General features: G+C 66.5%; 16 protein-coding genes. 11 read left to right on the top strand and 5 right to left on the bottom strand.

From position 1 onward, the window contains the following. The first annotated feature begins 64 nt into the window (after positions 1-64). Complete coding sequence (locus EV656_RS05145; protein ID WP_132600334.1) at positions 65-733, top strand: hypothetical protein; 669 nt, start codon at positions 65-67, stop codon at positions 731-733. A gap of 77 nt (positions 734-810) precedes the next feature. Here the strand turns inward: EV656_RS05145 and EV656_RS05140 are convergent, their stop codons facing one another. After that, positions 811-1,131 (bottom strand): DUF6280 family protein, encoded by a 321-nt coding sequence (locus EV656_RS05140; protein ID WP_132600331.1) that lies wholly within the window; start codon positions 1,129-1,131, stop codon positions 811-813. A 215-nt stretch (positions 1,132-1,346) separates the two neighbouring features. Here EV656_RS05140 and efp point away from each other — a divergent pair, with 215 nt between their 5' ends. From efp to EV656_RS05110, 6 genes are all read left to right on the top strand, one after another. Further along, positions 1,347-1,910: an elongation factor P gene (gene efp, locus EV656_RS05135; protein ID WP_132600328.1), complete on the top strand. Its 564-nt coding sequence runs from the start codon at positions 1,347-1,349 to the stop codon at positions 1,908-1,910. Positions 1,911-2,029: 119 nt separating this feature from the next. Then, complete coding sequence (locus tag EV656_RS05130) at positions 2,030-2,647, top strand: VOC family protein (protein WP_132600325.1); 618 nt, start codon at positions 2,030-2,032, stop codon at positions 2,645-2,647. Then, the gene (locus tag EV656_RS05125) at positions 2,644-3,138 is read left to right on the top strand and encodes a GNAT family N-acetyltransferase (RefSeq protein WP_132600322.1); all 495 of its coding nucleotides are present in this window, start codon (positions 2,644-2,646) and stop codon (positions 3,136-3,138) included. Before EV656_RS05130 ends, EV656_RS05125 begins: the two co-directional genes overlap by 4 nt. Before the next feature lie 36 nt (positions 3,139-3,174). Continuing rightward, positions 3,175-3,858, top strand: coding sequence for a molecular chaperone DjiA (locus EV656_RS05120; RefSeq protein WP_132600319.1), 684 nt, complete (start codon positions 3,175-3,177; stop codon positions 3,856-3,858). Further along, positions 3,855-4,886 (top strand): endonuclease/exonuclease/phosphatase family protein, encoded by a 1,032-nt coding sequence (locus EV656_RS05115; RefSeq protein ID WP_132600317.1) that lies wholly within the window; start codon positions 3,855-3,857, stop codon positions 4,884-4,886. The genes EV656_RS05120 and EV656_RS05115 overlap by 4 nt, the downstream gene beginning before the upstream one ends. Positions 4,887-4,921: 35 nt before the next feature. Further along, positions 4,922-5,266: a hypothetical protein gene (locus EV656_RS05110; RefSeq protein ID WP_132600314.1), complete on the top strand. Its 345-nt coding sequence runs from the start codon at positions 4,922-4,924 to the stop codon at positions 5,264-5,266. A gap of 5 nt (positions 5,267-5,271) precedes the next feature. Here EV656_RS05110 and EV656_RS05105 read toward each other — a convergent pair whose 3' ends face one another. From EV656_RS05105 to EV656_RS05090, 4 genes are read right to left on the bottom strand one after another with little or no spacing between them, the layout of a single operon-like run. Next, a complete protein-coding gene (locus EV656_RS05105; RefSeq protein WP_132600311.1) occupies positions 5,272-6,819 on the bottom strand; it encodes a Ppx/GppA family phosphatase in 1,548 nt (515 codons plus the stop codon). 54 nt (positions 6,820-6,873) lie between these two features. Next, positions 6,874-9,042: an RNA degradosome polyphosphate kinase gene (locus EV656_RS05100; RefSeq protein ID WP_132600308.1), complete on the bottom strand. Its 2,169-nt coding sequence runs from the start codon at positions 9,040-9,042 to the stop codon at positions 6,874-6,876. Between the two features lie 41 nt (positions 9,043-9,083). After that, positions 9,084-9,770 carry a P-loop NTPase family protein gene (locus EV656_RS05095; RefSeq protein ID WP_132600305.1) on the bottom strand — a complete coding sequence of 229 codons (687 nt, stop codon included), beginning with the start codon at positions 9,768-9,770 and terminating at the stop codon, positions 9,084-9,086. Between the two features lies 1 nt (position 9,771). Next, positions 9,772-10,872: an AI-2E family transporter gene (locus EV656_RS05090; RefSeq protein WP_132600302.1), complete on the bottom strand. Its 1,101-nt coding sequence runs from the start codon at positions 10,870-10,872 to the stop codon at positions 9,772-9,774. 129 nt (positions 10,873-11,001) lie between these two features. On the opposite strand from EV656_RS05090, the gene proS reads away from it, so the two are divergent. The 4 genes from proS (at position 11,002) to EV656_RS05070 (ending at position 14,862) form a co-directional block, all read left to right on the top strand. Next, positions 11,002-12,393 carry a proline--tRNA ligase gene (gene proS, locus EV656_RS05085; protein ID WP_132600299.1) on the top strand — a complete coding sequence of 464 codons (1,392 nt, stop codon included), beginning with the start codon at positions 11,002-11,004 and terminating at the stop codon, positions 12,391-12,393. Between the two features lie 30 nt (positions 12,394-12,423). Then, complete coding sequence (locus EV656_RS05080; protein ID WP_132600296.1) at positions 12,424-12,819, top strand: VOC family protein; 396 nt, start codon at positions 12,424-12,426, stop codon at positions 12,817-12,819. A gap of 86 nt (positions 12,820-12,905) precedes the next feature. Then, on the top strand, positions 12,906-14,192 hold the full coding sequence (locus EV656_RS05075) for a lipoprotein-releasing ABC transporter permease subunit (RefSeq protein ID WP_132600293.1): 1,287 nt from the start codon (positions 12,906-12,908) through the stop codon (positions 14,190-14,192). Further along, positions 14,185-14,862, top strand: coding sequence for an ABC transporter ATP-binding protein (locus EV656_RS05070; protein WP_132600290.1), 678 nt, complete (start codon positions 14,185-14,187; stop codon positions 14,860-14,862). The genes EV656_RS05075 and EV656_RS05070 overlap by 8 nt, the downstream gene beginning before the upstream one ends. The last annotated feature ends 7 nt before the right edge of the window (positions 14,863-14,869 follow it).

The following is a 14,869-nucleotide window of genomic DNA, read 5'->3' as shown; positions in this document are numbered from 1 at the left end:
CTTGGTGTTGTGTCGAAAGGGGCGTCGCGCTACCCTATCGGGTAGAGGCGCAGAGGGAGAGTGCATGTCCGAGTCCGCCGAACCCCGCGATCTGGAGGACGTTCTGGCCTCGATCCGCAGGCTTGTCGCCGAAGAGGTGGATGCCGCTGTAGTGCCCGAGACTGCGCCCGTGCGCGCCCCCGACCGTCTGGTGCTGACGCCCGCGCTGCGGGTTGCGCCGCCGCAACCGGCACAGGCGGACAGCGCGGATGCGCCCGATACCCCTGATGAGGCGAAAGAGGATCAGGATTGCCCCCCCTCCGACGCCGATGCGGACGACGCCACGGACGCGCCGAAGGCCCCGGCCGAGGACGCTGCCCTTGATGCGGTTGACGAAGACATGTCCGGGGCCGAGGCGGCGCGCGACCAGGCGGGGGATTCCCCCTTTGATTTCCATAGTATCCGGGTGGCCGTCGGCGCGGAAAAGGACGCCGCGCCTGAGGACGGAGCCGCAGAGCCGGATGTAGACGAGTCCGATGCGGATGAGCTCGGCTCGGAATGGCCGGACTATCCTGGGGTTTCCGGTGCGATCGAGGAAACCGCGCTGCTGGACGAGGATATGCTGCGCGAGATCGTCGGCGAGATCGTGCGGCAAGAATTGCAGGGCGCGTTGGGCGAGCGGATCACCCGGAATGTGCGCAAGCTGGTCCGCCGCGAGATCAACCGCGCGCTGGCTGCCCGCAACATCGGCTGACCGTTCACCGAACAAGACCCCGGCAAAAGAAAAGCGCGCCACCGGGGCGCGCCTTTGGGTCGGTTTCTGATCTGCGATCAGGCGGCCTCGGCGCGCTCCTGCACCTGGCGCCGTTCGCTTTCCTCGCGCGACAGCGCGACAGAGGTCCGCACGCCGCGCTCTACGAATTCCATCAGGCCCTTCACCACACGTTCGTTCGGGTCGATCCCGGCACAGGACAACACTTCGCGCCCATCCCGCGAGCGCGCCCAACGGGCGATCTGATCCGGCCCGTTCCCATATTTCTTGTCGTCGGCAATCGCATCATCCAGCGCGGCCAGCACAACAGCGGCGAACAGTTTGCGTGCACGGTTGCCTTGTTCGTGGTTGAAAGCGGAGCCATCAACGAAATCGACCATGTCGTCGTCCTTTTATTCTTGCTCTTGCATTTCGGGCGTGCCGCCGAATATGACGGTTTCGTGGCGATTCGGTATTTCCCTTTTGGAATGCCACCTATGCGCCAGATGCATGGGTCGGTTGCCCGGGACCGTTTATATGGTTGCCTTGCCAGGCTGTCACCAACCAGATATAGGGGCGCGGAAGTTCCGTTCAACCTATCGTCAAGGGTCCAGTCATGCCCAAGATCAATGGAAACGAAATCCGCCCCGGCAACGTGCTGGAACATAATGGCGGCCTGTGGGCCGCCGTGAAGGTGGATCACGTCAAACCGGGCAAGGGCGGCGCCTTTGCCCAGGTCGAATTGCGCAACCTGCGCAACGGGTCCAAGCTGAACGAGCGCTTTCGCAGCGCCGACAAGGTGGAACGCGTCCGGCTGGAACAGAAGGACCAGCAGTTCCTGTATGAAACCGACGGTCAGCTCGTCTTCATGGATATGGAGACCTTCGAGCAGATCGAACTGCCTGCCGATATCCTGGGCGAACGCCGCCCGTTCCTGCAGGACGGCATGACCGTGGTCATCGAATACTACGAGTCCGAGGCGCTGAACGCGACGCTGCCGCAAAAGGTCACCTGCAAGATCGTCGAGACCGAGCCGGTGGTGAAAGGCCAGACCGCGGCCAACAGCTTCAAGCCTGCGTTGCTGGACAACGGCGTGCGGGTGATGGTGCCGCCCTTTGTCGGGCAGGACGAGGATATCGTCGTGAACACCGAAACCATGGAATACGCCGAGCGCGCCTGAGCGCGCATCGCGGCCAGACAGGCGGGGCGGCCCGGATCGGGCCGCCCCGTTTCGTTTGCACCGCAGGGCAATCGCGCGCTATTCCGGCTGCGACGGGGTCAAGGGGGCAGGGGGGTACAATGCTGACACTGGATCATCTGGCGGTGTCGGCCGCGACGCTGGAGGATGGCGTCGCAATGGTCGAGGATCGCCTGGGCGTGCGGCTGGCCCCCGGTGGGCAGCACCCGGCGATGGGCACCCATAACCGGCTGATGGCGCTGGCGCCCGGCCTGTATCTGGAGGTGATCGCCATCGACCCGGACGCGGCCCCGCCGGGCAGGCCGCGCTGGTTCGACCTGGACCGCTTTGCAGGACCGCCGCGCCTGACCAACTGGATCGCCCGTTGCGACGATCTGTCGGCCGCGCTGGCCGATGCGCCCGCAGGCTGTGGCCAGCCGATGTCCCTGGCGCGTGCCGATCTGCGCTGGCAGATGGCGGTGCCTGCGGATGGGCGCCTGCCGTTCGATGGCCTGTTCCCGGCGCTGATGGCCTGGCAGGGCACGCTGCACCCGGCGGCGCTGCTGCCCGAAACCGGGTGCCGGCTGGTCGGGTTGGAATTGTATCACCCACAGGCCGAGGCCCTGCGCGCGGCGTTGCAGGGGCGGCTGAACGACCCGTTGGTTGCGGTACATCCCGGCGACCGGCCTGAATTGCGCGCGCTGATCGACACCCCCGCAGGGCGGCGGGTACTGGAATGAGCGTTCGGCCCGCCCGCGCCGCGGATGCCCCGCAGATTGCCGCGATCTGGGGTCATTACATCCGCGAGACCCTTGTCACCTTCAACGCCGCTGAAAAGACTGCGGCCGAGGTCGCAGCCCTGATCGCCGAACGGCAGGCGGCCGGGCATGGCTTCTTCGTGGCCGAGGATGCAGGCCGCGTTATGGGATTTGCCACCTACGGTCAGTTTCGCGGCGGCGTCGGTTATGCCCGGACGATGGAACACACGATCCTGCTGGACCCTTTGGCCAGGGGCGGGGGGCATGGCCGCGCGCTGATGGCCGCGGTCGAGGATCACGCGCGCGCAGGCGGGGCGCATTCTATCTTTGCCGGTGTCAGTGCGGCCAATGCCGATGGCGTCGCGTTCCACGCCGCGATGGGCTATGCCGAGGTCGCCCGCCTGCGCGAGGTCGGCCACAAGCAGGGCCTTTGGCTGGACCTTGTCCTGATGCAGAAATTCCTTCACGCCTGACCTGACTTTCCCGCCGGGCAGGGGTAGTGTGCGGCCATGTCTCTTTGGTCCCGTATCGCCGATGCCGTTTCCGCGCTGGCGCAGGGTGAAAGCCTTGCGACGGTGTTCGACCGGCTGCGCACCCCGCCCGAACGCTCGGTGGGGTTCACCATCGCGGTGATCGCGCTGGGGGCCAAGATGGCCAAGGCGGACGGGCATGTCACCCGCGACGAGGTCGCCGCCTTTCGAGAGGTCTTTACCATCCCCCCCGCCGAAGAGGGCAACGCCGCGCGGGTCTTCAACCTGGCGCGGCAGGATGTGGCCGGGTTCGAGGAATACGCGGCCCGCATCGCGCGCATGTTCCGAAACGACCGGCAGGCGATCTGTGACCTGATGGAGGGGCTGTTCTTCATCGCCATGGCCGATGGCGCCTATCACCCCGGTGAGGATGCGTTCCTGTCGCGCGTGGCGGAAATCTTCGGCCTCAGCCCGCGCCAGTTCACCACCCTGCGCGCCCGTTTCGTGCCCGATGCGGCGCCCGACCCCTATACGGTGCTGGGCGTCGATCCCGACGACGATCTGGATCGTATCCGCAAGGTCTGGCGCAACGAGGTGCGCGAATGCCACCCGGACCGCATGCAGGCCCGCGGCGTGCCCGAAGAGGCGGTGAAACTGGCCGAAAAACGCCTGATCGCCATCAACGCCGCGTGGGAGCGGATCCTGGCAGACCGCGCCGCATGAGGCTGGCCACCTATAACGTCGAATGGTTCGACAGCCTGTTCGACGACGAGGGCAACCTGCGGGACGATGACGGATGGTCGGGCCGGCAGAATGTGCGCCGCGCCGATCAGATCGCGGCGCTGGGGATCGTGTTCACCGCGTTGGATGCCGATGCGGTGCTGATAGTCGAGGCGCCCGACCATAACGGCCGCCGCGCCACCGTGCCTGCGCTGGAAAACTTTGCCCGCGTCATGCATCTGCGTGCCCGTCGGGCCATCGTGGGGTTTCAGAACGACACGCAGCAGGAAATCGCGCTGCTTTACGATCCCGACCGGCTGACCGTGCGCCACGATCCGCGCGGCGATCCCACCGGCAAGAAGGGGTCGGGCGACGCGCCGCGCTTTGACGGGGTGTTCCGCTGGGACGTGGACGTGGACACCGCCCCGGACCTGATCCGGTTTTCCAAGCCTCCCCTGGAACTGGACATGCAGACCGAGGCCGGGACGCGGCTGCGCCTGATCGGGGTGCATGTGAAATCCAAGGCCCCGCACGGCGCGTCCACCCCCGACGAGGTGATGCGCATTTCCATTCAGAACCGGCGCAAGCAACTGGCGCAGTGCATCTGGCTGCGCCAACGGGTAGAGGCGCATCTGGACGCCGGGGACAGCCTGATCGTGCTGGGCGATTTCAACGACGGTCCCGGCCTGGACGAATACGAAAAGCTCTTTGGCCGCTCGGGCGTGGAAATCGTGCTGGGACAGGACGGCCCGGCGGAGCGGCGGCTTTTCGATCCGCATGCCCGGCAGGCCTTGCAGGGGCGGCTGGCCGCGCAGCCCAGCACCGCGCGCTTCTACATCGGTGCCGAGGGGCGCTATCTGTCGGCGCTGCTGGATTATATCATGGTTTCACCCGACCTGCGCGGCCATGCGCCCGACTGGCGGATCTGGCACCCGTTCGACGACCCCGCGCTGTATCGCGTGCCCGAGCTGCGCGAGGCGCTGCTGACCGCCTCGGACCATTTCCCGGTGACGCTGGATATCGCGCTCTAGCTTCCATTGCGGGCGGGCCTGCTTATATTGGGGCCATGAAACGCATCGCTGCCCTCACGCTTGCCGCGCTTGTCACGCTTTCGCCCGCCGCCGCCCAAGAGGCGGAGGAACCCGGCGACCTGCGCGAGGGGATGGACCTGCTGAACGAGGGTATGCGCCTGTTCCTGCGGGGGCTGGGCGACGAGTTGGAGCCGCGGATGCGCGCGCTGGTCGAGGAGATGGAGCCGGCGATGACCCGGCTGATGGAGTTGATCGACGACATCGACGCCTATCACCTGCCTGAAAAACTGCCCAACGGCGACATCATCATCCGCCGCAAGCAACAGGGCGAAGGTGGCGATCTGCCGCCGGTCGGCCCGGATGGCGAGGTCGAGCTGTAGCGCGCTCAGCGCTTGCGCAGCCGCACCGTCGTTTCCACCCCCAGCGATTTCGCAAGCGAGGCAAAGCGCGCCCGCGCCACCTCGCCGAACAGGGGCTCGGCACCGGGTGACAGCACCAGTTCCAGAACCCGTTTCTTGGGGAAATGGCGCAACTCTGCCAGGCGGTCGGGCCCCTCGGTGGAAAACATCGCGCCAAAGCGCATCGCCTTGCCCAGTACCTCGGCCTCGCGCAACTGGTCGGGGGTCAGCATCTCGAACAGGTGTTCGAACCGGCTGCCCGATCGGTTGTTCTTGTAGCGGTGCAGCAGCGCCACGCCCATATAGACCCGTTCCCAGTGTTCCAGCCCGCCCAGGTTGGCCTGGGTCGCGGAATCGAAGCACACCTCGTGGCGGTAATCGGGATGGGCGCGCCAGGCGGTATCGTGCAGCAGACAGGCGGCCTTGATGATGCGCCGCTTGGCCGGGCTGGCTGCGCCAAAGATGGGCAGCACGAAATTGTACAGCCGCTTGCCGAACCCCGGCAGCCGGGCCGAGGCCGCCTCGGCAAAGCGGCAGGCCTCTGTCAGGGGATCGCGGGCGCGCAGTTCGGCGGGCATCTGTTCGTACAGCAGCCCCTCGCGGATGCCGTAGCTGGACACGGCGATTTCATGGGGTTTCAGCACGGCCACCAGCTTGCGCAGCACCTGGCCCGCCAAGGGCACCAGCGCCATCCGATCCGACGAGGTGCCGGTGCGTGCGCGCAACTCGTCGGGGTCGTTCTCGGCGATCCAGTCAAGGGTGGCCAGCAGCGATTTGCGCGTCATCCGGTATTCGTGCAGCACGGTCAGCGGATAGCCCCGCCGCTCCATGTCCAGCCGTGCGATGGCCCGCCACGAGCCGCCCACCAGATACAGCCGGCTGGGGGCAGGGGGCATCAGCGCGGCCAGTTTCTCGACCTCTTCGGCGATGTAGGCGGCCAGCCCCTTCTTGCCGCCGGGCACATCGCGCAGCTTCAGCGGTCCCAGCGGCGAGGTGCCCCGCGCGCCGACCATGCCGCCGCGCAACTCGGCCAGTTCCATGGACGAGCCGCCGATATCGCAGACCACGCCCTCGGCCCCCGGCCAGCCCAGCAGCACGCCCTGGGCCGACAGCCGGGCCTCTTCGGTGCCGTCGATGACCCACGGTTTCAGGCCGGTTTCCTTTTCGATCAGGGCGCGAAACTCTGGCCCGTCCTCGGCGTCGCGCATCGCGGCGGTGGCGACCACGGTCAGCGGCGTTGCGCCCATGCCCTGGGCCAGCAGGGCAAAACGTTTCAGCGCGCCAAGCGCCCGTTCGCGCCCCTTGGGCGACAGGTGCCCGGTTTCACCCAGGCCCGCGCCCAGGCCGCACATCACCTTTTCATTGAAGAAATAGGCCGGGCTGCGCGCCGCCCCGTCGAACACCACCATACGGACAGAGTTTGATCCGATATCGACCACACCGACGCGGGACAGCGCCCGCGCCTCGGGGCCGCCGAACAACGGGCGGCCAAACGGATCCCAAGCCTCGGCCCTTTCCTCGGCGCTGGCGTCCATATTCTACTCCCCCGTGGCCCGAAATGCGACTGTGCCAAACCCTGTAAGGGGCCGTCAATCGCCTGCCTTGGCCAGGATCGGGACATCGCCCGCCCCGGCCGTGCCACGACCCGAGAGCGAGGGGTTTTCCATGAAGAAGCGGTGGCAGTTGAACGCGTCCTTGCCCGCGGGGGCGCGGACGAAATGGCCGTCGGGCTGCATCACCCAGCTTTGCGCCTCATCGGCCATGTTGGCGGCCATGACCTGATCGACGATCTGCGCCTTGACCGTGGGGTTCATGCACTCGACCAGGGTTTCCACCCGGCGGTTCAGGTTGCGCCCCATCCAGTCCGCGGACGAGATGTAGACGCGCGCCTGCGGCGAGGGCAGTCCATGCCCGTTGCCGAAACAGACAATGCGGGAATGTTCCAGGAAGCGGCCGATAATGGATTTCACCCGGATGTTTTCCGACAGGCCCTTGATGCCCGGCCGCAGCCCGCAGATGCCGCGCACCACCAGGTCGATCTTCACCCCGGCGTTGGAGGCCGCGTAAAGCGCGTCGATTACGTCGGCCTCGATCAGCGAGTTCATCTTGCCCCAGATATGGGCGGGGCGCCCGTTGCGGGCATGCTCGGCCTCCTGGCCGATGCGTTCGATCAGGGTGGATTTCAGCGTCAGCGGAGAGATGGCCAGGTTTTCCATCCCCTCGGGTTCGGCATAGCCGCCGACATAGTTGAACACCTTGGTCGCGTCGCGCCCCAGGGCCGGGTCGCAGGTGAACAGCGACAGGTCGGTATAGATCCGCGCGGTGATCGGGTGGTAGTTGCCGGTGCCGTAATGGGTATAGGTCACCAGCTGGTCGCCCTCGCGCCGGACGACGGTGCTGATCTTGGCGTGGGTCTTGTAGTTCATGAACCCATAGATCACATGCGCGCCCGCCCGTTCCAGCCGGCGGGACTGGCGGATATTGGCCGCCTCGTCGAAGCGGGCCTTGAGTTCGACCAGCGCGCTGACCGACTTGCCGTCCTCGGCGGCCTCGCACAGGGCCTCGACGATGGGAGAGTTCTTGGACGTGCGGTACAGCGTCTGCTTGATCGCCACCACGTCGGGATCACGGGCGGCCTGTTGCAGGAACCGCACCACCATGTCGAAGGTTTCATAGGGGTGGTGCAGCAGCATGTCCTTTTGCCGGATGGCGGCGAACATGTCGCCCTCGTGGTCCTGCACCCGTTCCGGCACGCGGGGGGTAAAGCTTTTCCACAGCAGTTCGGGGTGGTCGTCCAGCACCAGTTCGGACAGGTCCGCCAGGCCGATCAGGCCGCGGATCTCGATCACCTCTTCCTCGCCGATATGCAACTCTTCCATGATGACAGAGCGCAGTTCCTCGGGGGCGCCGGCGGACATTTTCATGCGCACCACTTCGCCGCGGCGGCGTCGCTTCAGCGCGACCTCGAATTCGCGGACCAGGTCTTCGGCCTCTTCCTCCAGTTCCAGGTCGCTGTCGCGCAGCACGCGGAAGGTGCAGTGTCCCACCATCCGGTAGCCCGGGAAGAGCGAGCCGAGATGGATCAGCAGCAATTCCTCCAGCGGCAGGAAACGGTTCTGCCCCTCGGGGGCGGGCAGGGGAATGAACCGCTGCACCTGGTGGGGGATCGGCAGCAGCGCCTGCAACGCCTTGCCGTCGCGTTCCCGTTCCAGCTGCAGCGCCAGGCAGAAGCCGGTGTTGGGGATGAACGGGAAGGGGTGCGCCGGATCGATCGCCAGGGGCGAGAGCACCGGAAAGACCTTGTGCAGGAAATGATCGGCCAGCGTTTCGCGGTCGCCCTTGGTCAGGCGCGAGCGGGTCAGGATGTGGATGCCCTGATCCTCGATCTCGCGCTTCAGCTTGTTCCAGGCGGCCTGCTGGGCCTGCAACAGCTTGCGCGCGTCGCGGTCGATCAGGACCAGTTGTTCGGCCGGGGTCAGCCCGTCGGCGGCGGGCGTGGTGTTGCCCTTCTTTGCCAGTTCGCGCAGGCCCGCCACGCGAACGGTATAGAATTCGTCCAGGTTGGTGGCAGAGATCGACACGAAGCGCACCCGCTCCAGCAGGGGGACGCGCGGGTTTGACGCCTCCTCCAGCACGCGCCAGTTGAAGCCCAGCCAGGACAGTTCGCGGTTGAAGAAGCGCTTGGGCCCCGTGCGCTGTGCTTCGGGGATTTCGATCGGCTCGGGGCGGGGGGCGGTGAGGAAATCTGCCTGTGTCATGCGCGCGCTTATCTGTGGTCCGTGTGAAATCTAGATGACAGTTATCGGCCCCCGGGCGGGGGCTTGTCCAGCAGGTCGCGCGCCAGGCGGGGGCCGGGGCGGCGCCCGGTCGCCAGCGCCTCGCGGTCGATCTGGGCCACGATGTGCGCGGCGGCGGCCATCGAACGTTCCATCCGGCCCAGCAGGTACAGGATCAGGTCGGGCTGAACGGTCAACTGGCGGTCGGCGAACAGCTTGACCAGCACCGCAGCCAGCAAGGCATCGTCGGGCGCGTCCAGATGCGCCGTCGCGGTGCCCTGCATCCGGCTGGCCAGGTCCGGCAGGAGCAGCGGCCAGTCCCGCGGCGGGGTGCGCGCGGTCAGCAACAGCGCGCCGCCCTCTGCCAGCAGCAGGTTGTGCAGGTGAAACAGCGCCTCTTCGTCCGGGCGGGTGCCCGCGATCCGGTCGGCGCCATCCACGGCCACGGCGCCGGTGGCCGCCAATCCGGGCAGATCGGCAGCGGCCAGGTCCAGGGCGTCGATCACCTCTGCCCCGGTCAGGGCGGCCCAGACATGGACCAGGTGCGTCTTGCCCGCCCCCTCGGGACCGATCAGCAGCAGTTTGCCCTGCGGCCAGTCGCGCCAGGCCTCGACCTGGGTGACCACCAGCGCGTTGGCCGGCGAAACGAAGAAATCGTCGCGCCCCCGCGCCGGGCGCACGGGCAGGTCCAGGATCAATTGCCGGGCCATGTCAGGTATCGTCCCCCTCGCGCGCCTCGTCCTCCAGCGCGACGTGGTGCCAGGTCAGCCCCTTGTAAAGGCGGCTATCGCGGTATTGCGCGATGGCAAAGCGGATCAGCACCCCCAGAACGGCCGCGATCGGCACCGCCGTCAGCAACCCGACAAAGCCGAACACGGCGCCAAGCGCGGACAGGGCGAAGATCAGCCAGACCGGGTGCAGCCCGACAGAGCCGCCCACCAGCTTCGGCGTCAGGATATTGCCCTCCAGGAACTGCCCGGCAACGAAGATCGCGCCCGCCGCCCCGATCATCCACGGCGCCCCCCAGAACTGGAACAGCGCCAGGCCAATGGCCAAAACCCCGCCCACGACCGAGCCCACGAACGGGATGAAGGAGATCAGCCCGGCGATGAACCCCACGATCAGCCCGTAATTCAGCCCCAGCAGGCTGAGCGCGGCAGCATAAAACGCCCCCAGGATCAGGCAGACTGTGACCTGTCCGCGGATAAAGCCAGCCAGGCTGGCGTCGATCTCGGCGGCCAGGCGGCGGATGACGGGGGCGTGGTCCAGCGGCAACAGCTTGTCCACCTGGGCGACCATGCGGTCCCAGTCCATCAGCAGGTAAAAGGTGATGACCGGCACCAAAACGACCAGCAGCAACAGGTTCACCACGCCGGCCAACGAGGCCAGCGCCCCGTTTAGCAATTCGTCCCCGCGCGACTTGATCGCGTCGCCGACGGCCACCAGCGTGCGCCGCACGGTCGATCCGTTGTCGTCCAGCGCGGGAAAACGCTCGGTCACGAAGGCCTGGAACTGGCGCGCCATCTCGGGGGCTATGTTGATCAGGGAAACGGCCTGATCGATCAGCTTGGGCACCAGCACCAGTGCCGCGATGGCGAACACGATGACGGCGGCCAGCGTGATCGTCACCGTGGCCAGGACGCGGGAAAAGCCGATCCTTTCCAGCCGGTCCGCGACCGGGTCCAGGAAGTAGGCCACCGCCATCCCGATCAGGAACGGCGTCATCACGTCCCCCAGGAACCACAGCAGCGCAAAGAACACCGCCGATGCGGCGCCCCAGTATGTGACCTGTTCGCGTACCGGCAAGGCCATGGCGGCCCCCTGTTGTTGTTCCCCTCAGTCTTTGCCCAGTCGCGCCGCGCGTGCAAGCCCGCCGCTTGTCTGGCCGGGCGCGATGGCATAGACGGGGCGCAATGTCCACCGCTGAGGCAAGAGACGAAAATGCGCCTGTCCCGCTACTTCCTGCCCGTCCTTAAGGAAACCCCGTCCGAGGCCCAGATCGCCAGCCACCGGCTGATGCTGCGCGCCGGCATGATCAAACAGGCCAGCGCCGGGATCTATTCCTGGCTGCCCATGGGCTTCAAGGTTCTGAAAAAGATCGAGGCCATCGTGCACGAGGAACAGATCCGCGCGGGCCATATCCCGATGCTGATGCCTACGCTGCAATCGGCAGACCTGTGGCGCGAATCCGGCCGTTACGACGATTACGGCGAGGAAATGCTGCGCATCACCGACCGGCACGGGCGCGACATGCTGTATGGGCCGACCAACGAAGAGCTGATTACCGACATCTTCCGCTCTCATGTCGGCAGCTACAAGGATCTGCCGCTGACGCTGTACCATATCCAGTGGAAGTTCCGCGACGAGATCCGTCCGCGCTTTGGCGTGATGCGGGGGCGCGAGTTCTACATGAAGGATGGCTATAATTTCGACACCGACTACAACAGCGCCATCCACGCCTATAACCGCCACATGGTCAGTTATCTGCGCACCTATGAACGGATGGGCCTGAAGGCGATCCCGATGCGCGCGGACAGCGGGCCCATCGGCGGCGACGATACCCACGAATTCTTGGTGCTGGCCGATACCGGCGAGTCGGAAGTGTTCTATGACAGCGCGATCCTGGATCTGACCTTTGGCGATCGGCAGGTGAATTTCGACGATCGCGCGGAATGCACCGCCATCGTCAAGGAATGGACCACGCCCTATGCGCGCACCGATGAAACCCATGACGAGGCGCTGTTCGCTCAGATCCCCGAGGATCGGCGCAAGACCTCGCGCGGGATCGAGGTGGGGCAGATCTTCTATTTCGGGACCAAGTATTCCGAACCGATGGGCGCGGTGGTGACCAACGACAAGGGCGAGCGTGTTCCGGTCCACATGGGCAGCCACGGCATCGGCGTGTCGCGCCTGGTCGGCGCGATCATCGAGGCCAGCCATGATGAAAACGGCATCATCTGGCCCGAGGGCGTGACCCCCTTCCATTGCGGGATCGTGAACCTGAAACAGGGCGATACCGCAGCCGACGCCGCCTGTGCCGGTCTTTACAAGGCGCTGGTCGAAAAGGGGTTGGAACCGCTTTATGACGACCGCGAGGAACGCGCCGGCGCCAAGTTCGCCACGATGGACCTGATCGGCCTGCCCTGGCGGATCACCGTGGGCCCGCGCGGCCTGAAGAACGGCGTTGTTGAGCTGACCTGCCGCCGCACCGGCGAAAGCGAGGAAATGACGCCCGAGGCGGCGGTTGCGAAGGTGGCCGAGATCTATGCGTCCCATCACACCGCCGGGCATTGGGAACCGATGGCGAAATCCAGTTTCCACACCTGGTTGTGAGCTGAGAGGCGGGGAACAAGGAGATTGCCGATGGCCAAAGCCGTACACAGCATGATCCGCGTCCTGGACGAGGCCCGCTCGGTCGATTTCTACCGCCGTGCCTTTGGGCTGGAGGTGGCCGCGCGGCTGGATTTTCCAGAGTTCACGCTGATTTACCTTAGCAATCCCGAAACCGCGTTCGAGGTCGAGTTGACCGTGAACAAGGGCCGCACCGCGCCCTATGACCTGGGCGACGGCTATGGCCACCTGGCGGTCACGGTCGAGGATCTGGAGGGCGAACACGCCCGCTTTCGGGCCGAGGGGCTGGCCCCCCGCAAGATCGTCGATTTCGCCCCGGCGGGGGAACGGGTCGCGCGCTTCTTCTTCGTGGCCGACCCGGATGGCTATCAGATCGAGGTGATCGAGCGCGGTGGCCGGTTCGCGTGAGCCTGGCACCGCGCCGCCCCTAGCCGCTTGACGCCGCCCGTCGGTGCCCCCACTGTCCGGCCGACCGGACCCGACAGGACATCGCCTTGGCCAATCGCACCGCTCCCTTTGCGCCCTTCGAATGGATGATTGCCTGGCGCTATCTGCGTGCCCGCCGGGCCGAGGGCGGGGTCAGCGTGATGACCTGGATTTCGCTGATCGGCATCACGCTGGCCGTGTTCGCGCTGATCGCCACGCTGGCGGTGCGCGCCGGGTTTCGCGCGGAATTCGTCGATACGATTCTGGGCGCCAATGCCCATGTAACGGTCTATTCCACCGTCCATGTGACCGAGGACGGGCAGACCAGCCGCGCGATCACCGATTACCGCGAGATGGCCGAGCGCCTGCGCGCAGTGCCCGGCGTGACGCGCGTTGCCCCCCTGGTGCGCGGGCAGGTGATGGCCGCCGGGCGCGGTCGCAACGCGGGGGTCGAGGTTTACGGCATTTCGCCCGCGGACCTGGCCACCATTCCCCGCGTTGCCGACGCGCAGGAATCGTCCGGCGACATCGCCGATTTTCCCCAGGGCATCGCCATCGGCTCTGGCGTGGCGCGCGAGTTGGGGGTTGGCGTGGGCGACCGCATCCGGCTGATTTCGCCCGACGGCGTCAAGACCCCCTTTGGCACCAGTCCGCGGGTGAACGCCTATGAGGTGGTCTATATCTTTACCGCCGGGCGCTACGACATCGACCGCACCCGCGCCTACCTGCCCTTCGCCGAGGCGCAGAGCTTCTTCAACTCCGAAGGGGCGGCGGACGAACTGGAAGTGATGGTCGAAAACCCCGAGCGGGTGGACGACATGGCCCCCGCCCTGATCCGCGCGGGCGGCGAACGGGTGCTGCTGTGGACCTGGCGCGATGCGTCGGGGTCGTTCCTGCGCGCGCTGGATGTCGAGGACAACGTGATGTTTATCATCCTGTCGATCCTGGTGCTGATCGCGGCGATGAATATCGTGTCCGGCTTGATCATGCTGGTCAAGAACAAGGGCCGCGACATCGGCATCCTGCGTACGATGGGCCTGACAGAGGGTGCGGTGCTGCGCGTCTTTTTCATCTGCGGGGCGTCGGTGGGGCTGATCGGCACCGGGGCCGGGGTGGTGCTGGGCTGCCTGTTCGCGATCTATATCGACCCGATCTTTTCCGCTGTGAACTATGTCGCCGGGGGCGGGGTGTGGGATCCGTCGATCCGGGGCATCTATGACCTGCCGGCCAAGCTGCAGGGGCGCGACGTGGCCTCGGCGGTGATGCTGTCGCTGGGCCTGTCCTTTGTCGTCACGATCTTCCCGGCCCGGCGCGCGGCACGCATGAACCCGGTGGAGGCCCTGCGCTATGAGTGAGCCTGTGCTGGCGCTGGAGCGCGTGGAAAAGGTCTATAACCGCGACCTGCCCTCAGAGGTGCAGGTGCTGCGCGGGGCCTCGCTGGCCATCGCGCCGGGCGAGGTGGTCGCGCTGGTCGCGCCCTCGGGGGCGGGGAAATCCACGCTGTTGCATATCGCCGGGCTGCTGGACACCGCCGATCGGGGCAGCGTGCGGATCGGCGGGCAGGAAATGACCGGCGCCAGCGACCGGCGGCGGACCATGGCGCGGCGGGCCGATATCGGTTTCGTCTACCAGTTCCACCACCTGCTGCCGGAGTTCAGCGCGTTGGAAAACATCGTGCTGCCGCAACTGGCCGCGGGCGTGCGGGCCCGGGTGGCCGAGGCGCGGGCGCGTGACTTGCTGGTCTCGGTCGGGGTGGGGGCGCGGGCGGATCACCGGCCCTCGGCCCTGTCCGGCGGGGAACAGCAGCGCGTCGCCTTTTGCCGGGCGTTGGCCAACGGGCCGCGGCTGTTGCTGGCGGATGAACCCACCGGCAACTTGGACCCGGCAACATCCGACACGGTCTTTGGCGCGTTGATGGGGCTGGTGCGCGAGACCGGCCTGGCCGCCCTGATCGCCACCCATAATCTGGAGCTGGCCGCGCGCATGGATCGCATCCTGCACCTGGAGGACGGGCGCCTGGCCTGATCTTTCA

Origin of the sequence: Rhodovulum adriaticum (assembly GCF_004345735.1) — a bacterium.
In the GTDB taxonomy this organism is placed as follows: Bacteria; Pseudomonadota; Alphaproteobacteria; order Rhodobacterales; family Rhodobacteraceae; genus Rhodovulum; species Rhodovulum adriaticum.
Note: the sequence above shows the minus strand (reverse complement) of the source record. Positions and strands in the feature narration are given on the sequence as shown.